We start from the raw sequence: 23,417 nt of genomic DNA, 5'->3' as shown, positions 1-23,417 counted from the left end.
CGATAATACCTTAACTATTTTAACCCTATGTCCTGATAAAAACATAACACATATGCAATTATGGTCTTTTCTCATAACATTATTAACCTAAAAGTAATGTTAATGTAACCTAAATGTAGTAGTGCAAGTTTAACGAGAATTTACAAATTATACTAATTTGGCAGGAGAAATAATCAGTTAACGAAAGTTTTTTATTTCGATTAAGAAAAAAATTGAATTCAAATTAAAACCAATCAATCATATGAAACATTTTTATTTATTTTTCTTAAGCATTCTTTTTATGAATACTATTGTATCTGCTCAAGAAAAAATTACCGTACATGGGAAAATTTCTGAAACCGATACTGGCGTTCCTGTGCCCGGCGCTAATGTGGTACAAAAAGGCACCTCCAATGGTGTAATGACCAACTTTGATGGTGAGTTTAATATTGAAGTACCTACAGATGCAATTCTTACCATATCATACATGGGTTATACGACTAAAGAAGTTCCTGTAAATGGGAGAACTAATCTAAATATCCAATTACAAACAGAATCAGCAGCACTAGAAGAAGTGATCATAGTTGGATATGGTACGCAAAAGAAAGGCAATCTTACCGGAGCGATTAGTACCATTGATGCGGAACAATTAGAAAACAGGCCGGTCAATAATGTCATGCAGGCACTTCAAGGTGCTGCACCAGGTTTGCTTTTAAGTGTCGGAAATAGTGGCGGAGAACCAGGATCTAATATGAACATTAGTATTCGGGGCGTGGGCAACCTTCAGGGAACCGGTGCCCCTTTAGTGGTAGTTGATGATATTCCTTTGAATGACCCTTCTGGTTTAAATGATATCAATCCAGATGACATTGAAAGTATTTCTGTATTAAAGGATGCTGCATCATCGGCTATCTATGGTTCGCGTGCAGCGTTTGGTGTTATTTTGGTTAAGACTAAGAGTGGTGAAGGCGTATCTGGACATGAAGTTATTTATTCTAATAATTTCATCTACTCTACGCCTTTAAACCGACCTGAAATGATGAATTCTTTAGATTTCGCAAATTATTTTAATTTATCTGCAACCAACGGTGGTGGTGCTCCTATTTTTAGTGATGAAGTTTTAAATCGTATAAGAGACTATCTTGCTGATCCAGTGAATACCCCGGTGACTGTTGCAAATGAAGCTGGTACGAGATGGCAGCAATATACAGGCTCAAATGCCAATACAGATTGGTTTGATGTGATGTACAAAGATTTGGTACTTCGGCAACAGCATAACCTAAGTTTCGCTGGAAACGAAAAAAAATTAAGCTACAATGTGTCAGGTTCGTTTTATGATGGACCTGGAATCATGAATTTTGGAGATGATGGTTTTCAACGATATACTCTTAACACTAAAGTTTCAAGCAAAATGACTGATTGGTTTACTATTAATGCTAATCTTAGACTGTCGAGAGGAGATATAGATAGACCAAGCTACGACATGGGCTTGTACCTTCACAATATTGCAAGACGTTGGCCAACAAACGGGGTGGTTATGCCAAATGGCTCATACAGTGATGGCTCCGAAATTCCATTCCTTTTAGACGGGGGCCGTACGAAGACGAGAGATTTAAATACTAATATAGGTCTCGATTTAGTATTTGAACCGATTGAAGACTTAAAAATTAAAACTAGTCTGTACTATCGCCAAGCGAATTACAACTACTCCAGCCACAATGCAAAGGTAGGTGTTATAGAGCCTAACGAAGAGGAACGTTTAATTAGAAGCAATAATAGTTTTTATAGATATGCTTCTGAAAACTCATATATCTCCCCCAACTTGGTTGTCTCATATGAGAAAAAAATAAACGAGGTGCATAATTTCTCAGCATTGGCCGGTTTTCAACAAGAGGAATCTAGCTACAGTTCTATAGGTGGTTCTAGAAATGATTTAATAACAGATGGCGTGCCTTCAATCTCTACGGCTGTGGGAGAGGATAATATTGATGATTCACAAGGAACTTACACCACACAAGGTTATTTTGGAAGGTTTACCTATAATTACAAAGAAAAATATCTTTTTGAACTTAACGGACGTTATGATGCATCATCAAGATTTGCTGAAAACAGCCGTTGGGATTTTTTCCCATCATTATCTGTTGGATATAACCTCGCCAAAGAAAATTTCTGGAATATAGATAAAGTAAATATGTTTAAGTTCCGTTTTTCTACGGGTTCTATTGGAAATCAAAATGTAGCTAATTACTTATATGTACCACGTATGCCAATTAGGACTAACCTGTGGTGGTTAGGTAGTGGAGGCAGACCAAATTATACCTTAACACCTGGACTTGTTAGCCCAGATATAACTTGGGAAACGGTGAGCACCCAAAATATTGGTTTAGATGTGGGTGCATTTAACAACCGTTTACAAACAACTGTTGAATACTTCATTAGAAAGACAGACGATATGTTTGGACCGGCAGAACGATACCCTGCATTATTAGGAACATCTGCACCACAAGCTAATAACGCATCTTTAGAAACCAAAGGTTTTGATTTTAGCGCACAATGGAAGGATAATTTAGGCGATTTTAAATACAATGTTGGTGTTATTTTATCTGATGCTGTAACAACAGTAAAAAAGTACCGCAACCCAAATAATTTGCTGGACAATTACCGTGAAGGGCAAAAGTTGGGAGAAATATGGGGTTTTGAAACGCTTGGTTTATATCAAAATCAAGAAGAAATAGATAATGGTATAGATCAATCCACAATGTATGGTGGCGTATGGTTTCCTGGTGATGTGAAGTATGCAGATCTTAACGGTGATGGCCAAATCGATTGGGGAGATAATACGACCGATGATCCAGGAGATAGAAGGGTCATAGGTAATTCAACACCTAGATATCAATATTCTTTAAATGGTGGTTTCGATTATAAAGGTTTTGACTTTTCAATGTTTTGGCAAGGTGTTGCAAAAAGAGACGTTTGGGCGGGCGGTCCATATACTTTTGGGGCCGTAGGAAACCAATGGCAATCTGCTGCACTTGCAGAGCATGCTGATTATTGGTCTACAGATAATCCTGGAGCATTTTTGCCAAGACCAACATTTAGAAGCGCTTGGAGAAATCAAGAAACACAAACCAGATATTTACAAAATGCATCTTACATAAGATTAAAGAATGCAACTCTTGGCTATAATTTCTCAGAATCCATAATAGAAGAACTATCTCTTAGCAAGCTTAGATTATTTATTACAGGTGAAAATCTTTTAACTATTTCTGAGATCTCTGGAATATACGATCCAGAAGCTACTGGGGGGCGTTGGGGTAATGGAAAAATATATCCGCTTCAAAAATCTTATTCTATAGGCTTAAATGTTCAATTTTAATAAAACAACATTATGAAACATATAAAATTTTTTACTTTAATCTTTTTTATGGCCACATTTGTCGGCTGTTCTAATGATTTACTTGATCAACTGCCCCAAGATGAAATATCTCCGGAGCAATATTGGAAAACACCCAATGACCTGGCACTTTTCTTAAATCAATTTTATACATCGTTTCCAGTACATTCTGGATTTAACGGGGGTATTTTTGAGTTTGACAACAACAGTGATAATCTGGCAGAAATATTTGTCAACGACCGGTTTGTAGGAAATAACGCTCTTGCACCCATTTCAGATAATTCTTGGAATTATAGTTCTATTAGAAGTGTGAATTTTTATCTTGAAAATAGTGGCACCGCCAAAGGGGATGCTGCTTTGATTGCACATTATGATGGAGAGGCCTATTTCTTTAGAGCTATGTTTTATTATAACCTTCTTAAACGATATGGCGGAGTACCATATATTGAGAAAACACTTAATACAGATTCGCCAGAATTGCTATCGGCTAGAATGCCAAGAAACGAATTAGCGACAAAAATAGTTGAAGACTTAGACAAAGCGATAGCCGGATTAAAGCCACAAGGTTCTGCTGAGGCTTTTAGAGTGCATCAAGGTATAGCCTTGTCCTTAAAGTCCTCGGTATCCCTTTATGAGGGCACTTGGGAGAAATATCATGATGGTACTGTATTTGCCGCACCTGTTAATGAAAGTGCTAAATTTTTGCAGTGGGCTGTAAATGCCGCTGAAACTTTAATGGACCAAGAAAGTTATTCCTTATATGATAATGGCACTGAAAAAACCTATTGGGATTTATTTAATAAAGTAGATTATTCAGGAATCTCTGAGGTTATGTTCTGGAAAAAATACGATCCTTCAGAAGGTTTAATCCACCGTGTGGGACATTATCTTCCCCATACAGGTGCTGGAACTGGGGTGACCAAATCTTTGGTGGATTCCTATTTGGCTATTGACGGGCAACCAATTGGAGTGAGTCCTTTGTACAGCTCCAGTCAGGAAAGCAGTCTTACGGACATTGTGAAAGATAGAGATCCCAGACTTGCTCAAACCATCGGTACTCCAGGAGATTTGCTTACCTTAAATTCGGGGATACCAAACGAAATATTTGAATATCCGACCTTTAGGGGCAATAACGAAATAACCAATACCACTGGGTTTCAAATTTATAAAGGAGGTATTACAGATAATGCCCAACGATATGATAGTTGGACAGGTGCTATAATTTTTAGATATGCCGAAGTACTGCTTAATTTTGCTGAAGCAAAGGCCGAGTTGGGTACCTTGACACAAGCAGATTTAGATAAATCCATCAACCTACTTAGGTCTCGAGTAGATATGCCATCTTTAAATATTAACCCTACTACTGATCCAAATAAAGCGTTTCCGGCATTGAGTGATATTATCAATGAGGTTAGAAGAGAACGTAGGGTGGAATTGGCTCTAGAAGGAAAGCGTTTTGATGATTTAATGCGTTGGGCTGCTGCTGACGAGCTAATTGTTGGAAAAAGATTAAAAGGTTTTAAAATTGTTGGTAGTGATATAGAATCAGAATTTTCAGATTTAATCAACGAATCTATTTTAGTGGATCAAGAGGGTTATATAGATCCTTACATTAACACGATACCATCAGGTTTTGGTTTTAATTTAGGTAGAGACTATTTGTCTCCAATTCCAACAGAACAAATTGTTCTAAGTGAAGGCAACGTGACTCAAAACCCAGGTTGGTAAAATTTTGAATTAGCCAGAAACAGGCAGGTTCTTCTAACAAGGGACCTGCCTTTTTTATGCAGCTTTAGGTATATTGAGATTTACTTCACAACTTTTTCTTATGAAAGCTTACTTAAAAATTATCATTGGGGTATTTATCCCAATTTGTATTGATCTTTCATCAACTACTGCTTCCGCACAGCAAACAAATCAAACTCCCAACATCATCCTTATTTATACCGACGATCTGGGTTATGGCGACATCAGTAGTTATGGAGGACAAATTCCTACACCACATATAGACAATTTAGCCAAAAATGGTTTGAAATTCACCAACGCCTATGTAACTGCAGCTACCTGTACCCCTTCTCGCTATGCCCTGCTCACGGGAGAGTATGCCTGGAGAAAAAAAGGTACAGGAGTGGCGCCGGGAGATGCTACCAGTCTCATTTTACCTGGACGCACTACTTTACCGGGAGTTTTGCAAAAAGCCGGCTATAAAACCGCGGTAGTCGGCAAATGGCATCTTGGCCTGGGGAAAGAGGCTCCCATTAATTGGAATAAAGATATTAAACCCGGTCCCCTGGAGATAGGATTTGATTATGCCTACCTCCTACCCGCTACCGGCGATAGGGTGCCAACGGTTTTTGTAGAAAATCACCGGGTGGTAAACCTGGAGCCTGAAGACCCAATAAGCGTAAGCTACCGCAAAAACTTCAATGACAAGCCTACTGGAAGCAAAAATCCCGAACAATTAAAAATGATGTATTCCCACGGGCACAACCAAAGCATCACCAACGGGATAAGCCGAATAGGTTATATGAGCGGAGGAAAAAAAGCCTTATGGCGAGATGAAGATATCGCCGATGTTTTGGTAAACAAATCGATTGGGTTTATACAAGAAAACAAAGACACAGCATTTTTTCTATATCTCGCCACCCATGATATTCACGTACCTCGTGTACCGCATCAACGTTTTGCCGGCACCACAGGAAAAGGCCCACGTGGCGATGTAATTGTACAATTAGATTATACAATAGGCGCAGTTCAAAAAAAGCTGAAAGAATTAGGCTTAGAAGAAAATACCCTAATAATTTTCACCAGTGATAACGGTCCCGTGTTAGATGATGGTTATGTTGATGGCGCTACCGAAAGATTGGGGGAACACAATCCTTTTGGAGGTTTTCGCGGTGGAAAATATAGTGCTTACGAGGCCGGCACCCGAGTGCCTCTTATCGTACAATGGAAAGGAAAAATAAGTCCTGGAAGTAAATCTTCGGCTTTAATAAGTCAGGTAGATTTCCTAAGGTCTTTTGCGGCGGCCACCGGGCAAAATGTACCCAAAGATAAAGCTATAGACAGTCAAAACCAGTGGAAAGCTCTTACCGGACAACAAGCGAAAGGTAGAAAATCTCTGGTACAGCAAGCCATTAGAAATGTATTGTCTTACGTTGAGGGAGATTATAAATATATCGAACCTTACCCCGGCCCATCAATGGTGCCCTGGGGAGTAAACATAGAAACCGGGTTTAAAGAAAAACCACAACTTTATAACCTAAAAAAAGATCCCGGAGAAACGGAAAATTTGGCTTCTAAAATCCCAAAAAAAATGAAAGAAATGAAAGAAATGAAAGTAGCACTGAAAAAAGTTAGGGATTTTAAAGAGTTAAATACAAGTACTAAGAATAAACATTAACGAGAATTCAAATTTAATCCAATGGCCAATTACAGAGTTTTCCTTTGTTCGCTAGGTTTAGCGGCAACTTTGTTTTCCTGTAAAAATGAAGAAAAAAAAAAGGAAACAGAAGAAAACAAACGTCCCAACATAGTCTTTATGATGTCTGACGATCACGCTTATCAGGCTATAAGCGCCTACAACGATAAGCTTATTAATACTCCAAATATCGATAGGCTTGCCAAAGAAGGTATGCTCTTTAATAATGCCTCGGTCACCAATTCCATCTGTGCCCCTTCCAGAGCGGTAATTCTAACAGGAAAGCACAGCCATATGAATGGCAAAATAGATAACCTCAGTAAATTTGACACCACGAATGTCACTTTTCCGCAACTCTTGCAAGATGCCGGTTACCAAACAGCCATGTTCGGAAAATTACATTTTGGAAATAACCCAAAAGGTTTCGATGAGTTTAAAATCTTACCCGGCCAGGGAAGTTACTATAACCCTAAGTTTATGACTAAAGATGGTGACACCGTAATAGATGGTTATGTAACCGATATTATCACCGATCTTACCCTGAACTGGTTGGAAAAAAAGCGGGATCCCGAAAAACCTTTTCTATTAATGTATCTGCACAAAGCGCCACACCGTGCCTGGTTACCAGCAGAGAGGCATTATAAAGAATTTACAAAAAAAGAATTTCCATTACCGGAAACACTTTTTGATGATTACACCCGTATTCATCTTAAAGCAAATTCTCCCGAATTTACTTCTCAAAAAAAAAATTTGGAGCAGCCAAAAAACCGTAAAAGTACAGCGGCCAAAACTGCTGAAATGAACATTCTAACCCATATGATCCTTACCAACGACAATAAGTTGACGGACAGTGTGGTTAAAAAATTGGGGATTAAGGAGCCTTATTTAGGCGATCCTACCAGTAGGATGAACGAGGAACAAAAAGCTGCCTGGGATAAAGTTTACAGCCCAATTAATAAGGAATTTGCTGAGAATTATCATGAAATGGACGATAGAGACCTTATGAAATGGAAATACCAGCGTTATATGCAGGATTACCTTGGAACCATTGCGGCCGTAGATGAAAACGTGGGTCGGGTTCTGGATTATTTAGATGACAATAATTTATCTGACAATACGATTGTGGTTTACACTTCAGATCAAGGTTTTTATTTAGGCGAACACGGCTGGTTCGATAAGCGCTTTATGTATGAAGAGTCTTTTAAAACCCCATTACTCATCCGTTGGCCAAACAAAATAAAAGCGGGTATTACAGAGGAAGAAATGGTGCAAAATCTGGATTTCGCACAAACATTTTTAGATGTTGCCGGGGTTGAAGCTCCAGACGAAATGCAAGGCAAAAGCCTGGTGCCACTTTTAAAAGGAGAACAGAAGGCCTGGGACCGGGATGCCGTTTATTACCATTATTATGAATACCCGGCGGAACATGCCGTTAAAAGGCACTACGGAATTGCCACCAAAGAATATAAAATAATCCATTTTTACTATGATATAGATGAATGGGAGCTTTACGACCGAAAGAACGATCCACAAGAATTGCACAATATTTTTTACGATCCAGATTACTCGGAAGTAAGGGAAGAGATGGTACAAAAACTTAAAGAAGTACGTAAAAAATATAAGGATTCTGAAAAACTGGATAAGCAGTTTATAAAGGTTTATGAAGATAAATAAGTTTAAGTTTTAAGTATGCACATATTCAATTTCCACAGAAACTCAGGAATTTTATCTTCGGAGTTTCTTCAAACTATAATCCGAGATTTATACCCGGTGAATTTAATGCGGCATCATAATAAGTTGCTACTGAAAAAAAGAAACTTCTCGAACAGCCTAATGCTTTTCCTTGTACTTTTTGGAATAACAAGCACGGTTCAAGCTCAGCTTATTCCAGCTCCTTCTAAAATGGATAAAGGTTCTGGGGTTTTTGAAGTGGATGAAAATACTTCTCTTCAGTTTTCTTCAAAAAACGATGGTCTGGAAGAAATGACTATCTATTTTCAGAAGCAAGTAAAGCGTTTAAGCGGAATTGGGCTTCCTATCAACGAAAAATCCGGGAAGAAAATCCGGTTTCAGATAGATGAAAAATCAGGTTTAGTTGAAGAAGGCTATAAACTGGAAATTTCCGAAGACAATATTGAAATTTCTGCGTCCACAACAGCGGGAGTATTTTATGGAATGCAGAGTGTTTTGCAATATTTCCCGGACATACGTACCAACGAAAAAATTACTCTTCCAGTGATGGAAATTACCGATGAGCCTGCATTTGGCTGGCGAGGCATGATGCTGGATGTAAGTAGGCATTTTTATTCCGTAGAAACCATCAAAGAAGTATTGGATTTAATGGCATTTTACAAACTAAATACTTTTCATTGGCATCTCACCGACAACGAAGGATGGCGGTTAGAAATTAAAAAATACCCGAAACTGACCTCCGTTGGGGCCTGGCGGCAGGAAATTCCGGGTAGTGTTTTTTATAAAAAAGATTCTACTTATGCTGAACCCCTAACCGGGGAGCCTTACCGTTATGGCGGGTTTTACACCCAGGAGCAAGCTCGGGAGGTTGTCGCTTATGCCACAAAAAGAAACATCACGGTAATTCCCGAGATAGAAATGCCGGGACATTCTGCCGCAGCCCTTGCCGCTTATCCCGAGTTTTCCTGTGCACAGCCAAAACAGGATCCTCCTGGATCAAACCTTTGGAACGATGTGACAGATACCGAAAATATGGCATTTAATTATTGCGCCGGGGAAGAAGCCCCTTTTCAATTTTTACAAGATGTGCTGCTCGAGGTGATGGAAATATTCCCTTCAGAATATATTCACGTAGGCGGGGACGAAGTAGATAAATCTTATTGGGAAAAATGCGCTTCCTGCCAGGCCAGGATTCAGGAAGAGAACCTTAAAAATGAAGAAGGGCTGCAAAGTTATTTTATAAAACGTATGGAGAAATTTCTGGATGCGCATAACCGCAAACTTTTAGGCTGGGACGAAATTTTGGAAGGCGGCTTGGCACCACAAGCCACAGTAATGAGCTGGCGGGGCGAAAAAGGCGGCATTGCTGCGGCAAAATCTGGGCACGATGTAGTTATGTCCCCAAGTGATCCGTTGTATTTTAACAGATATCAAGCCGATCCCGAGGGAGAGCCACAGGCAGGCCCATACTCTATCAACACTCTAAAAAAAGTGTATAATTATGAGCCTATACCCGAATCTTTAAATACTGAAGAAGCGAGATACGTTTTAGGATCTCAATTCGCAATTTGGACTGAGTTTATTTCTTCGGTAGAACATTTGGAATATATGTTACTCCCTAGAATGACTGCCTTTAGCGAAGCAGTTTGGAGCTCAAAGGATAATAAAGACTTTGAAGATTTCACAAAACGCCTTAATCAGGGGCATTATAGGAGATGGAAAAATAATGGCATCCGATTCCACCCCAATTATTTTGAAAAATCGGAATATTGACCAAATACAAATGAAAAATATCTTCAAATATTCAAAAAATCAGATGAAACAAATAATCATTTTACTTTTTATCGTTCTTGTTGCCGGATGTGGTACAGGAAAAGTCCGGGAAAAAACCACAGAAAAATGGGATCTTATTTGGCAGGACGAATTTAATTACGAAGGGAAACCAGATGCCAAAAAATGGTCTTTTGCTCCCAGGAAACCGGTAGATTGGGCTTGCTATTGTGCCGATAATGATGCAACACGATATGTGGAAAATGGCAATTTGCATCTTAGGGGAGTTTTAAATACCAGGCCAGGCGACACAGTAAAATACAATACCGGTTGTATTAGGACCACCGATAAATTCTCGTTTAAATATGGGAAAATTGAGGTGAGGGCAAAACTGGATAAAGGAAAAGGTTCCTGGCCGGCCATCTGGATGATGCCACAAGACCCGGAATATGGTGGGTGGCCACATAGTGGGGAAATTGATATTATGGAGCAATTAAATTCTGATACTCTAGCTTATCAAACTATTCATAGTAATTATATAGATATTCAGGAGAAAAAAGAAGAACCAAAATATTTTAAAACAGTGGCTTTTAAGGTAGATGATTATAACGTGTATGGCCTGGAATGGTACCCAGACAGGTTGGAGTTTTACTTAAATGGCGAGGAAACCTTTACTTATCCTAAGATTGAAAATGCCGACTCCAAACAATGGCCTTTTGACCAGGAATTTTTTATTATTCTAGATCAGGCGCTCGGCGGAAGCTGGGTAGGCAGCATTAATGATGAAGACCTACCGGTAGAAATGCTGGTAGATTGGGTAAGGGTTTATCAAGAAAAATAATTGGTTAATGAGATTATGTGGGGATTCGTTAATTCGGGGTTTATGGATTCGAAGTCGGATTATTACTGAATATTTGTAGAAAACCTATGCAGCATCTTTTATTTAGATTCTATTACTAACCTGAATACGATTAAGGCGATGTTTATAAAAAAGACTTTATTTCTATTATTATTTACCATTGGATTTACTGCAGGGGCCCAACACCAGCCGGAGTTTTCTACCGCGGGGTTTTATGAACTGGAAGAAACCGGCAGAAAATCCTTTTCCATGAATCCTGCTTGGAGATTTCACAAAGGAGCAGTAGTAGGAGCCGAAAAGAAAAATTTTAATGATAAAGAATGGCCTGTAGTAAATCTTCCCAACGGCATTGAATACCTGCCACAAGAAGCAAGTGGCGGCATCAATTACCAGGGAGAAGTATGGTATCGGAAACATTTTACCCCAGGTGCCAACTTAAAAGGTAAAAAGTTATTTCTACACTTTGAAGCCATTATGGGAAAATCTAAGATTTATGTAAATGGAAAGCTCCTAAAAGAGCATTTTGGCGGGTACTTACCGGCTATTGTTGATGTCTCCGATGCCTTAAATTGGGACGAGGACAACGTGATCGCCGTTTGGACAGATAATAGTAATGATCCTTCCTATCCCCCGGGAAAAGATCAGGAAGTTTTAGACTTTGCTTATTTTGGTGGAATTTATCGCGATGCCTGGTTGATCTCCCATAACAAAGTACATATTACCAACCAAAATTATGAAGACGAAACCGCAGGCGGTGGCGTATTGGTAGCCTATCCTAAAGTTTCGGGAAAAAACGCTCGAATATTGCTGAAAACGCAGCTTAAAAATGAAACTCCAGATGATTTCAGCGGAAAAATAGAATATCTGTTCAAGGATGCTTCGGGAGAAATAATACACAAGGGTTCTAAAAATTTCAATTTAAAGGCCAATTCCGCAGCTCATTTTAATTCCGAAGAAAACATCAAAAATCCGCGGTTATGGGCACCGGAACATCCTCATTTATACGATCTAGAGATTGAAGTTAAAAATAACAAAGGAAAGGTAGTTGACGGATATAGAAAACGCATTGGTATTCGCAGCCTCGAATTTAAAGGTGAAGATGGGTTTTGGCTTAATGGAAAACCTTATAACAAGCCCATTATAGGTGGAAACCGGCACCAGGATTTTGCGGTGGTGGGCAATGCCGTGCCCAATAACATTCACTGGAAAGATGCCAAAAAACTAAGGGATGCTGGAATGATTTTAATTCGAAATGCACATTATCCACAGGATCCTGCTTTTATGGATGCTGCCGATGAGTTGGGATTATTTGTGATCGTGAACACCCCTGGATGGCAGTTCTGGAACAAAGATCCGCAGTTTGAGCAATTTGTTTACCAGGATATTCGGAATATGGTGCGTCGCGACCGCGATAGGGCCAGTCTATTTTTGTGGGAACCTATTTTAAACGAAACCTGGTATCCAGATGCTTTTGCCAAGAATGCCAAGGAGATCGTGGAAGAGGAATTTCCCTATCCCAATTCCCATTCGGCTTCTGACCTGGAAGCCAAAGGAAGCGAACATTTCGACATTTTATATACCTATCCTTTTGAAATGTTGCCCGAAGAAGAGGCAGATCCCTCAAAAACTTATTTCACCCGCGAGTGGGGTGACAATGTAGATGATTGGAATTCGCATAATTCTCCCAGCCGTGTTTCCCGTGCCTGGGGCGAAAATCCTATGTTGGTACAGGCGCAGCATTATTCAATTCCGCCTTACTCCTATATAAGTTATGATATTTTCTATAAAACCAGTCGGCAGCATATTGGTGGTGCACTTTGGCATCCTTTCGATCACCAGAGAGGCTATCATCCCGATCCTTTTTACGGCGGAATAATGGATGCTTATAGACAGCCAAAATATTCCTATTATATGTTTAAAGCACAACGAAACCCGGAGAAATCTAATCTTATTGCCGAAACCGGACCCATGATTTATATCGCTAACGAGATGACCCCGTTTTCCCCAAATGATGTAACTGTTTTCTCTAATTGCGACGAAGTAAAATTGACAAAATTTGAAAATGGGGAAACCTTTACGCACAAAATAGATAAAAATAGAGAAGGCATGCCCTTCCCTCCTATTGTGTTTAAAGATGTCTATAATTTTATGGATATCAAAGAAAAGCATAGAGCAAAAAAAGCAAACGAAGTATTTTTAAAAGCCGAAGGTTTTATTGATGGAAAATTGGTCGCAACCGATACGGTAAGGCCGGCACTTAGACCAGAAAAAATTATGCTTTGGTTAGATGACGAGAACCTGGACTTGCATGCCAATGGCTCCGATTTTGTGACCGTGGTTGCTGCAGTAACCGATAAGAACCGAAATATAAAGCGATTGAATAATAGTACCCTGGAATTTGAGATTTCGGGAGAAGGGGAGATTTTGGGCAATCAAAATTTTATTGCCAATCCGCAGCAATTAAGGTGGGGAACCGCTCCGGTTCTAGTTAAAACCACAAATACCCCGGGAAAAATTACTGTAAAAGCGACTTTAAGATTGGAAGGATCACAACGACCAGTAAGCGGAGAAATCACTTTTAACAGTGTTTCGGCTAAAAAGGAAATGGTATATGACACCGAAGAACTAGCGGCTTATAAGTTAAACAGAAATTCTACGCTGCAGCAAAGTAGCAAAAATCAGGAAGAGCTGGAAGAAAAAGTTGAGAAATTGCAACAGGAATTGAATACGATAAAACTCAAGGAAGTGGAACAGCAGCAAGAGGATTTTGGTGGCAAAGAAATAAATAATTAAAAGATAATAGTCACAAGTTCACGAATATGAATAAGTATGCAGCAGCCATTCTACGAGAGACCTCACAGGTTTTTGATCCTGCATTGCTATCGGGACTGTGAGGTCTGGTGCAGGTTACAGCTTTCTGAGCTTATGAATGAATACGGACATTCAAGCAAATCTTAAATAATATCTAGCATATGAATAAACAAAAGGCGGTAAATGCCACAATAAGAACTAGTCCCAGCAGTAGATTGAGCATTATAACTATGCTACTGTTCTTTGGGTTTTCATTTCTAAGAATGCAGGCGCAGGATTTTACGCTTATTCCAAAACCGCAAGAGATTATTACTTCGGAAGCTGAATTTAGCCTGAATAATAATCAACGACTTTGGGTTAACAGCTCTAAGCATAATGACTTTGCGCTTCAACAGTTAAAAGATGAATTATCTGAAGAAATGGGAGTTGCTTCAGAACTGGTAATATCTCCGAAAAAAGCTAATATTATTTTATATTCCATAGAAAAAAATCCGGAATCAGAAATAAAAAAACACCTCCCCGATTCAGAAAAACTTCAGAAAATTGGAGAACAGGGATATTGGCTTAAAATCGACAAAAATCAAATTAGGCTTATCGCCAATACTGAAAAAGGTTTGTTTTATGGCGTGCAAACGTTAAGACAGCTTATAAAAACAGCTGAAAATGGAAACCTTCCCGTGCTGGAAATTACTGACTGGCCAGCACTGGAATACCGGGGCTGGATGGACGATATTAGTCGGGGTCCCATTCCAACAGTAGCTTTTGTAAAAGACGCCATTCGTAAACTTTCGCAATACAAGCTTAATTTTTTAAACCTTTATACCGAGCACACACTTCGCAATGAAAAATTTGCCGATATCGCGCCTTTAGATTCTTTTACTCCCGAAGAAATTAACGAGTTAGAAGAATTTGCAGCGCAGTATCATTTAGTATTAATTGGTAACCAACAGGCTTTTGGGCACATGGAAGAAATTTTAAAAATTCCTTTCTATGATGATATTGCCGATAATAAATGGAATTTGAATCCAGGAAGTCCCGCAACTTATGGGTTCCTGGAAGGTTATCTTGGGGATGCCGCCGACGCCTATGACCATCCTTTTTTCAATATTGGGGCCGATGAAACCGACGGCCTGGGATCTGGAAAGGCCAAAGCCCTGGTTGATTCTTTGGGAATGGAAGCCGTGTATGCGATGCATATAAATAAGCTGGATGAGATTCTTAAAAAACACGGTAAACGAACTATGATGTGGGGAGATATTGCTGTTAACCACCAGGAAATTATAGATCAGCTGCCAAAAGATCTTATCATCCTTTCCTGGGGATACGATCCCAGGGACAGTTTTGACAAAACTATTTTACCTTTTAAAGAATCGGGCTTTGATTTTATGGTCGCTCCCGGGGTGAGAAGCTGGAGTGAGATCTATCCCAATTTAGATGTTGCCGTAAAAAACATTGCGAACTACGTGAGGGACGGAAAAGAATACGGCGCTATGGGAATGATAAATACTGCCTGGGATGATGATGGAGAAACTTTATTCAATGCTAACTGGCACGGAATTATTTGGGGTGCAGAAATGGCCTGGAATCCAATCGAAAGTCAGGAAGAAGCAGAGGCTAAAAAAGAAAGAGAGAGTAGATTAAGTACCTTCAATAAAGGAATGGATTTGTTGTTCTTTGATATGAAAAACGGGGAAAGTATAATGCAATCCCTGAATAAATTTAGGGAATTGAGAGATATTCCTGTTTTTGGAAGTATGAGTAACGCATCGGTTTGGAGTAGTATTTTCGATTTCTATCCTAAAGAAGAAGCACAAAAAGTTGAGCAGGCCAATAAAACGATGCTGAAACAAGCAAGTGCCTTGGCTAAAGAACTTGAGGCTAAAGCCGATAAAGCAGGTGCAGAAAAGATAACTATGCAAGTGGCTGAAAATGCTGCAAAAAGAGCTGCTTTTGCTGCAAAGAAGAACTTGTTCATTCTAAAATTACAAAAAGTTCACGAGAATCCTGAGGCAGTTTCTGAGGAAGAAATTAAACAAACCCGTGATGAATTATTTAAGGAATTACATCAACTTAAAATAGATTACATCCATTTGTGGAAAGCTGAAAACCGGGAGTATTGGCTTACCGAAAATCTAAATAAATATGACAAGGCAGCTCGTGAATTATTAGACCTTGAAACGTACGTATTTATAAATGCCGGGGAGGCTATAAAACCCGGGGAAATGGAGATGAATTTAAGTACGCTGTATCCGGATACTGAAATTAGATATACCACCAATGGCGGGGAACCAACGAGGGATAGCAAATTATATAAAGGATCGTTAAGTGTTACAGAAAATGCACAGATTAAGGCAAGGGCGTTTCAAAACACCAAAAAAGGCGAAATTTCAGCTAAATACTTTAATGTGCATAAAGCCCTGGGTGCAAAGCCAGAAATTAAGGGCCGGGTAAGTACTGCAAATCCTGCTTATTCCGCAGGAGGTACTGGCGGACTTACCGACGGACTAAAAGGTTCTGAAGATTTTGGCGATGGCAGATGGCAGGGTTATGCCGGACAGGATATTGAAGTGGTTTTAGATTTAAAAACAAAAACCGAAATAAATGAAATTTCGGCAGATTTCTACCAGCGTTTAATATCCTGGATTATGTTACCGGAAAGCGTGGAGTTCTATGTTTCAGAAGATGCGAAAAATTTTAAAAAAGTAGCTGTTGCTGAAAATCCCATAGATCCACAAAATCCAGGCTTGATCATTGAGAATTTTTCTTCGGGAGAATTAAAAGAAAAAGCGCGATATATTAAAGTTGTGGTGAAATCTATGGGACCATTACCAGAATGGCATACCGGCGCCGGAAGATCTAGCTTTATCTTTCTTGATGAGATTGTGGTGGAATAAACGCTGCTCAGTCATATATTTCTTGTGCTTCAGGATATTCAAACATCAAACAATTTTTTAAAATTTTAATGAGATACCTATGGAAAGTGAAGAAAATGGAAAAATGAAGAAAATTTTATTTGGGATCAAATTTTTTAATTAAATTAAATATTGAAAGTACCGTTCTTTCATATTATCACATTAATATTTACAATATCATAAAAATAAATTTTTATTTTATTTGGGTAACATCTAAAATTCTTTTAAATAAAAAATATTTTGGACAGAGCAGGCTTGAATAGATTACCGCGAAAGTGCGGTTCTCTAAAGCCGAGTGGAACTATCAGGAGGTGATCGTGAATGGCCCAAAGATAAAGGTGATATTGAATTGAACTACCATACTTGATGGGAATATCTCCGATGTCCGAAAAAACGGAACTTTGGATGGTAAAGATTATCCCGGATTGAAACGTGAGAAAGGACACATAGGATTTCTTTGCCATGGATACACGGTATGGTTCAGGAACATACGCATCAAGGAATTGTAGATGTCGCTCCAGTTGGAGGGATCTTTTTGGGTAGCTCGGGACTTTGGAAAATACCCTGCTTTTGTGGTTTTTCTACCTGTGAGCTACCGGGATTTGAAATCACGAAGCTCGGTCAAGTCCGACTGTATAAACCTACCGGGAGGCAGGTTAATTTTCAGGCATGCCTCGGCGAACTAACCTACCGCAGGCATTATTATTTAGGGAAAAACATTAAAAATATGAAACAATTATTTCTTCTAACCATCTTCGTTACATTGGTCGTATCCACCTCTCTTTTTTTTATTTTAGAAAAACAAACCTTGATCAAAGATAGTACTGACCGGGAGTTGGCAGACAATGCCAAGCAAAAAGTACAACCTCGTATTGCCATTGCGGGAATGGGAACAGAATCGAGCACTTTTTCACCGGCACTAGCCCGAGAAGATGCTTTTCGTGTGCTGCAAGGTGAAGCTGTGTTCTCCTCCTATCCTTTTATGTCCAAAGATTCCCTCAATCGAACTAGGGCAAATTGGTTTCCCGCAATGGTAGCCAGTGCGTCACCTGGAGGTGCCGTTACCAGAGAAACCTTTGAATCCCTTGTGGAACGAACCTTGGATCTTCTTAAGAAAAACACACCTTATGATGGTCTGTACCTGGACTTGCATGGTGCCATGAGCGTGGTTGGCATGGATGATCCTGAGGGGAATTTTATCGCCCGGATTCGTGAAGTAATTGGTAAGGAAGCCATTATATCTACTTCAATGGATTTACATGGCAACGTGTCTTGGGGCCTGGCCCAAAACAGCGATTTGATCACATGTTTCCGTATGGCACCCCATGAAGATCGATATGAAACAAAGAAACGTGCCATAGACAATCTATTGTCCAGGATAGAAAGCGGAAAGGGAAAACCTGCTTATAAAGCCTGGATTCCCGTACCAATTTTGTTGCCCGGGGAAAAGACCAGTACCCGGGTAGAACCCGCGAAAAGCCTGTATGGAAAATTGCCATCGGCCACGGCACAAGAGGGGGTCATTGATGCCGCTATATGGATTGGCTATGCCTGGGCAGACGAACCTCGAAATCATGCAGTGGTGATGGTCACGGGAGATGATAAAGAAAAAGTATCTGGCACAGCAGAGCAATTGGCGCAAAGCTTATGGGAAGTAAGGTCAAAATTCGATTTTGTTGCCCCCACAGACGATTTACATGGTAGCCTGGACAAGGCTTTGGCAAGCAAAATACATCCGTTTTTCATTAGTGATGTTGGGGACAACCCTACTGCTGGAGGAGCTGGTGACGTGACCTGGACGCTAAGAGAAATCCTGGCCCGTCCTGAATTCAAATCCGCAAACGGCCCTTCTATGATCTATGCATCTATACCGGGACTAGAGTTGGCGAAAAAAGCCACCGCAGCAGGTGTGGGAGGAAAAGTTGAGGGTTATGTAGGAGCCACAGTAGATTCGCGTTTTGCACCTCCTGTACAGCTGGTAGGGACAGTGGAATCTATTGATGACAAGGCTGTGGTAGTGAAGGTGGGCAGTATCCAGGTTATTGTCACGAAAGATCGCAATCGAAATATTAACTTCGACAGCTTAGGTCTCGATCCTATGGCCACGGACATAATAGTCGTGAAAATGGGCTATTTGGTACCGCAACTATACAATATGCAGGCAGACTGGATCATGGCGCTTACCCCTGGCGGGGTAGATCAAGACCTGAAAAGCCTTGAATACAGTAGGATCAACAGGCCAATGTTCCCACTTGATGAAAACATGAAAGACCCCGATCTAAAAGCAAAATTGATACCTTCATCCGAGGCTTACATCCCAAAACATTTTCAAGTGCAATAAAATAACTTTTCAGTACAAGAAAGAAGGAAATTACAAGTTTTTAGCAGGACGATATGACCATGGAAAATGGATTATAACCAGGTAGCGGTATCAGGTTGGTTCCCAAGCCTCTTTTCAGGGGTCTGGTGAGGAATCCGGTCAAAATGATTTTAACTTAACAGGCCTTAAGAGCGGATAGGATTGAGCTATGTGCAAATTTAGAGCTTGATGGTCTAACACCTTCAAGAAAGCTTATCGTGGAAGCAAGCCGGCAGTTGAACATCCCTTTAAGAATAATGATAAGACCGCGTGGAGGTGACTTTATATATTCTGCTGAAGAGCTAAAGGAAATGATAGCTTCCATTGAATTTTGCAAGAAAATTGGGGTAGAAGGCGTCGTTTTTGGAATATTGAACTCTGATGGTAAATTGGAGCTCGGGGCAATCAGGCAATTGACCGATATGGCCGCTCCTTTGAAGGTTGTCTTTCATAAAGCTATAGACCACAGCATCAATCTTATTGAAGGCTTAGCGAAACTAATAAAAATAAAAGGTATTACCAGTGTATTGACTTCCGGTGGGGGCCAAACCGCTATGGAGGGAAAGGAAACTATTAAGGAGATGCTCCAACTTTGTGGGGACAGAATAGAAATAGTTCCGGCCGGCAAAATAACCAACAAAAACTTACACGAGTTGCATGAGTATTTTGGTGCCAGAGCATATCACGGTAAACGTATCGTAGGAGATTTATCTTGATACCTTCCGAAGAATCATGAGGATAAGTTTGTTCGCTTTGGGCCTCTCATCTCTCATTCATATTGAAAAACATTGTAAGCTAAAGATTCGCCCTGGATTTTAAGTACCACGATTCCGTGGGCGGGTACCTTTCTTGTCAATTGGTTTTTATTGGGTTCTAAATCCTTATGTTCCCAAACATCCCTGACCGTATAATTTTTGGATGGATCAATACCTATATCGCTCAATTCAACCGAAATGGATGCCTGGCTCTCGGACCTATTTAAAAATGCTACGGCTACTTCTCCGCTTAGGGTACTTTTTAAAGGCTTTGCCCACACTTCAATATCCCCTTCATCTTTTAACCTTCGGGCCTGGTAAACAAGTGGATCCCGGTTGATAGCTATCATTTCTTTATTTGTTAGAATGCCCAATGTTTGATCGGACATTGTGGTAAGATCATTACCGGCAATAAGTGGGGAACTCAACATGCACCACATACTAAAATGGGTTTTATCTTCTTCATAACTCATTCCCCGCCCTACCTGTAGCATGTCCATATCATTAACGTGACCAGGACCGGCATACCGCCAGAGTTCTGCATTTTGATCTACTATATGCATAACAGATTCAAAAGTATTGGCAACGTCTCCAGAAATACGCCATGAATCAGCAATATTAACTGCCCACTTTCCCGGAAATTCCCACCTACAGATATTATAAACCACCTCGGGCTTAATCTCCTGTATGATGTTCGCTATTTTTGTGTAGCGAACCTCTTCATCCAGTCCCATCCAATCGGCACCACACCAATCTACTTTTATAAAATCATAATCCCATTCTTTGAGCATAAGCTGAAGGTCTTTTCTTTCATTGTTGTACAGCCCCATTCCTACCCCAATGGTATCCTTGTCCCAATAAGAAGCACAGGTATTGATCCCGGCATCTGAATAAATCCCTGCTTTTAATCCTTTGTTATGAATATATTCAGCTAAGGATTTCATACCTCCAGGAAAGCGTTGTTGATGAACTATTAAATTTCCTTCTGAATCCCTGCCTCCAAAAAAACCATCATCGATATTGATATAGGTGTACCCAGCTTTTATCAGACCTGTTTCGACCATCGCATCAGCCTGTGCTTTTATAATATCTTCACTGATGTCTATCCTGAAATTGTTCCAACTGGCCCATCCCATAATTGGAACTTGAGGTCGTACTATGAAGGAATCCTTATCTGGGTTTTGTTCTCTGTTTTGACAACCCGAGAAAAAACCCAATAATAAAAGTAAGCAGAATATGGAAATATTATAATTACGCATGATTGTGTATTTGTAAATAGATGTTCTTTTTCTATTTATAGAAATTCATTGGTAAATATCGTAACAAAACTTATTCTCTATCGGTTTTTAATTATTTCTTCTACCACTTCAGGATTTAATAAGGTAGAGGTATCCCCAAGATCGGAAGTATCTCCCGAAGCAATTTTCCGAAGAATTCTTCGCATAATCTTTCCACTTCTTGTTTTAGGCAAACCTTCTACAAACTGAATCTTATCTGGTTTGGCAATAGGCCCAATTTTATCTGCGATTGTCTGGTTTATTTCCTTCCTTAAATTATCCCTGTCGCGCTTTTCCCCGGTTTCTTTAAGAATCACAAAACCATAAAGCGCATTCCCTTTTACTTCGTTTGGAAACCCAACCACCGCTGACTCTGCTACCGCCGGATGTTCATTGATGGCATCTTCAATTGGCGCAGTACCTAAATTATGACCGGAAACAATAATCACATCATCTACCCTACCGGTAATCCTGTAGTAACCAACCTCATCCCTAAGTGCACCATCACCGGTAAAATATTTATTTTTAAATGTTGAGAAATAAGTATCCCTGTATCGATCATGATTTCTCCAGATAGTTCTGGCCATGGAAGGCCATGGAAATTTGATACATAGGCGTCCATCTACCTGATTTCCTTTTATCTCTATGCCTTCTTCATCCATCAAAACGAGCTGGATTCCCGGAAATGGTAAGGTTGCAAAAGTTGGTTTGGTAGGTGTAACAAAAGGAATTGAAGAAATCATGATCCCCCCGGTTTCTGTCTGCCACCAGGTATCTACAATAGGGCTCTTGCTTTTTCCAATATTATTATCGTACCAGTGCCATGCTTCTTCATTGATAGGTTCCCCAACACTTCCCAATACTTTCAGCGAAGAGAGATCATATTTGTCGACAAACTCAAGGTTCTTCTTGGCCAATGCCCTAATTGCGGTTGGTGCTGTATAAAATTGATTTACCTTATGTTTTTCAACTATTTCCCAGAATCGGCCAAAATCCGGATATGAAGGAACTCCTTCAAACATTACTGTGGTTGCACCATTTAGCAAAGGTCCGTAAAGGATATAAGAATGCCCGGTAATCCAACCAATATCGGCCGTACACCAGTAAACATCATCATTTTGGTAATTGAAAATATTCTTAAAGGTATATGCTGAATATACCATATAACCTGCAGTGGTATGGACCATACCTTTAGGTTTTCCTGTAGAGCCCGACGTATAGAGAATAAATAAGGGATCTTCAGAATCCATCACTTCTGGTTTACATTCGTCTGAAGCCTTTTCCATCAAAGGTTCCAGCCATTGATCACGGCCTTCTTTCATATTAATTTCGGCTCCGGTTCTTTTCGCTACTAGAACAGTTTCTACATCGGGGCAATCCTCCAAAGCTTTATCAACAATTCCTTTAAGGTCTATTGTTTTATTTCCGCGGAAAGAACCGTCTGCAGTTATGAGCATTTTACAGTCGGCATCAAGGGTCCTCGCAGCTAATGCTGAAAAAGAAAAACCAGCGAACACTACCGAATGTATCGCGCCTATCCGTGCACAAGCCAGAACGGCATAAGCCAATTCAGGAATCATAGGCAGATAGATACAAACCCTGTCCCCTTTTTTGATCCCCTTATCTTTTAAAACATTAGCAACATTATTGATCTTTTTATGAAGCTCATTATAGGTAATATGGAGAGGCTTTTCTTTAGGATCGTTTGGCTCCCAGATAATAGCTGTTTTCTCAGCTTTGGTTAGTAAATGTCTGTCTATACAATTCTCTGTAATATTAAGTTTTGCATTTTCAAACCATTTTATTTCGGGTTTGGTAAAGTCCCATTTCAGAACCTTATCCCATTTTTTTCTCCATACAAAATGCTCTTCGGCCACTTCCTGCCAGAAATTCTCCGGTTCTCTTACAGACTTTCTATATACCTGAAAATATTCCTCCAGGTTTTTAATGTGATAATTACTCATAATTAAATGATATTTTTCAAATTATTAATACTGTTAATTCTTTCGCAACCTTTGCCCCGCACATAAAACGTTTTCCAAAAACACCACGTCACAACCAACTTTTTCAAGCAGGTTTAAACTTGCTTTGCTCGCTTCAGGATAAAGCTGATCAATAAAACAAGGAATAAAAAGGCTGACTTTAAACATTAGCTTTTAAAATCATATATTTTGTCCATTAACACCCA

The 23,417-nt window shown here is 39.7% G+C and carries 13 protein-coding genes; 10 read left to right on the top strand and 3 right to left on the bottom strand.

Translation table 11 applies throughout. From position 1 onward, the window contains the following. Positions 1 to 241: 241 nt before the first annotated feature. The 10 genes from DHD80_RS13415 (at position 242) to DHD80_RS13370 (ending at position 19,913) form a co-directional block, all read left to right on the top strand. Positions 242 to 3,355 (top strand): TonB-dependent receptor, encoded by a 3,114-nt coding sequence (locus DHD80_RS13415; RefSeq protein WP_251741912.1) that lies wholly within the window; start codon positions 242 to 244, stop codon positions 3,353 to 3,355. A 12-nt stretch (positions 3,356 to 3,367) separates the two neighbouring features. Then, complete coding sequence (locus DHD80_RS13410; RefSeq protein ID WP_251741907.1) at positions 3,368 to 5,101, top strand: RagB/SusD family nutrient uptake outer membrane protein; 1,734 nt, start codon at positions 3,368 to 3,370, stop codon at positions 5,099 to 5,101. Between the two features lie 100 nt (positions 5,102 to 5,201). After that, positions 5,202 to 6,776, top strand: a complete 1,575-nt coding sequence (locus tag DHD80_RS13405; RefSeq protein WP_251741906.1) for an arylsulfatase — start codon at positions 5,202 to 5,204, stop codon at positions 6,774 to 6,776. A 21-nt stretch (positions 6,777 to 6,797) separates the two neighbouring features. Then, positions 6,798 to 8,468 (top strand): sulfatase, encoded by a 1,671-nt coding sequence (locus tag DHD80_RS13400; RefSeq protein ID WP_251741904.1) that lies wholly within the window; start codon positions 6,798 to 6,800, stop codon positions 8,466 to 8,468. Between the two features lie 15 nt (positions 8,469 to 8,483). Beyond that, the gene (locus DHD80_RS13395) at positions 8,484 to 10,259 is read left to right on the top strand and encodes a beta-N-acetylhexosaminidase (protein ID WP_347709973.1); all 1,776 of its coding nucleotides are present in this window, start codon (positions 8,484 to 8,486) and stop codon (positions 10,257 to 10,259) included. 43 nt (positions 10,260 to 10,302) lie between these two features. Next, positions 10,303 to 11,097, top strand: a complete 795-nt coding sequence (locus DHD80_RS13390) for a glycoside hydrolase family 16 protein (protein WP_251741900.1) — start codon at positions 10,303 to 10,305, stop codon at positions 11,095 to 11,097. A gap of 138 nt (positions 11,098 to 11,235) precedes the next feature. Continuing rightward, positions 11,236 to 13,908, top strand: coding sequence for a glycoside hydrolase family 2 TIM barrel-domain containing protein (locus DHD80_RS13385; protein WP_251741898.1), 2,673 nt, complete (start codon positions 11,236 to 11,238; stop codon positions 13,906 to 13,908). Between the two features lie 179 nt (positions 13,909 to 14,087). Next, positions 14,088 to 16,820 (top strand): glycoside hydrolase family 20 zincin-like fold domain-containing protein, encoded by a 2,733-nt coding sequence (locus tag DHD80_RS13380; protein ID WP_251741897.1) that lies wholly within the window; start codon positions 14,088 to 14,090, stop codon positions 16,818 to 16,820. Between the two features lie 745 nt (positions 16,821 to 17,565). Beyond that, positions 17,566 to 19,179: a M81 family metallopeptidase gene (locus DHD80_RS13375; protein ID WP_251741896.1), complete on the top strand. Its 1,614-nt coding sequence runs from the start codon at positions 17,566 to 17,568 to the stop codon at positions 19,177 to 19,179. A 179-nt stretch (positions 19,180 to 19,358) separates the two neighbouring features. Next, positions 19,359 to 19,913 carry a copper homeostasis protein CutC gene (locus DHD80_RS13370; RefSeq protein WP_251741993.1) on the top strand — a complete coding sequence of 185 codons (555 nt, stop codon included), beginning with the start codon at positions 19,359 to 19,361 and terminating at the stop codon, positions 19,911 to 19,913. A 53-nt stretch (positions 19,914 to 19,966) separates the two neighbouring features. On the opposite strand, the gene DHD80_RS13365 is transcribed toward DHD80_RS13370, so the two are convergent. The 3 genes from DHD80_RS13365 to DHD80_RS13355 form a co-directional block, all read right to left on the bottom strand. Next, positions 19,967 to 21,211 carry a glycoside hydrolase family 27 protein gene (locus DHD80_RS13365; protein WP_251741894.1) on the bottom strand — a complete coding sequence of 415 codons (1,245 nt, stop codon included), beginning with the start codon at positions 21,209 to 21,211 and terminating at the stop codon, positions 19,967 to 19,969. 77 nt (positions 21,212 to 21,288) lie between these two features. Continuing rightward, complete coding sequence (acs, locus tag DHD80_RS13360) at positions 21,289 to 23,193, bottom strand: acetate--CoA ligase (protein WP_251741892.1); 1,905 nt, start codon at positions 23,191 to 23,193, stop codon at positions 21,289 to 21,291. Positions 23,194 to 23,226: 33 nt separating this feature from the next. Further along, on the bottom strand, positions 23,227 to 23,379 hold the full coding sequence (locus tag DHD80_RS13355; protein ID WP_251741890.1) for a heterodisulfide reductase-related iron-sulfur binding cluster: 153 nt from the start codon (positions 23,377 to 23,379) through the stop codon (positions 23,227 to 23,229). Between the last annotated feature and the right edge of the window lie 38 nt (positions 23,380 to 23,417).

The organism is Gramella sp. AN32 (assembly GCF_023718305.1).
Classification (GTDB): domain Bacteria; phylum Bacteroidota; class Bacteroidia; order Flavobacteriales; family Flavobacteriaceae; genus Christiangramia; species Christiangramia antarctica.
This window is presented reverse-complemented; position numbering and strand designations above follow the sequence as displayed.

What these genes read in the sequence shown, in the direction of transcription:
- DHD80_RS13355 (WP_251741890.1), bottom strand. Translation starts at nt 23,379, where the DNA reads ATGTTTAAAGTCAGCCTTTTTATTCCTTGTTTTATTGATCAGCTTTAT.
- DHD80_RS13400 (WP_251741904.1), top strand. Translation starts at nt 6,798, where the DNA reads ATGGCCAATTACAGAGTTTTCCTTTGTTCGCTAGGTTTAGCGGCAACT.
- DHD80_RS13405 (WP_251741906.1), top strand. Translation starts at nt 5,202, where the DNA reads ATGAAAGCTTACTTAAAAATTATCATTGGGGTATTTATCCCAATTTGT.
- DHD80_RS13390 (WP_251741900.1), top strand. Translation starts at nt 10,303, where the DNA reads ATGAAACAAATAATCATTTTACTTTTTATCGTTCTTGTTGCCGGATGT.
- DHD80_RS13410 (WP_251741907.1), top strand. Translation starts at nt 3,368, where the DNA reads ATGAAACATATAAAATTTTTTACTTTAATCTTTTTTATGGCCACATTT.
- DHD80_RS13365 (WP_251741894.1), bottom strand. Translation starts at nt 21,211, where the DNA reads ATGCGTAATTATAATATTTCCATATTCTGCTTACTTTTATTATTGGGT.
- acs (WP_251741892.1), bottom strand. Translation starts at nt 23,193, where the DNA reads ATGAGTAATTATCACATTAAAAACCTGGAGGAATATTTTCAGGTATAT.
- DHD80_RS13395 (WP_347709973.1), top strand. Translation starts at nt 8,484, where the DNA reads ATGCACATATTCAATTTCCACAGAAACTCAGGAATTTTATCTTCGGAG.
- DHD80_RS13385 (WP_251741898.1), top strand. Translation starts at nt 11,236, where the DNA reads ATGTTTATAAAAAAGACTTTATTTCTATTATTATTTACCATTGGATTT.
- DHD80_RS13380 (WP_251741897.1), top strand. Translation starts at nt 14,088, where the DNA reads ATGAATAAACAAAAGGCGGTAAATGCCACAATAAGAACTAGTCCCAGC.
- DHD80_RS13415 (WP_251741912.1), top strand. Translation starts at nt 242, where the DNA reads ATGAAACATTTTTATTTATTTTTCTTAAGCATTCTTTTTATGAATACT.
- DHD80_RS13375 (WP_251741896.1), top strand. Translation starts at nt 17,566, where the DNA reads ATGAAACAATTATTTCTTCTAACCATCTTCGTTACATTGGTCGTATCC.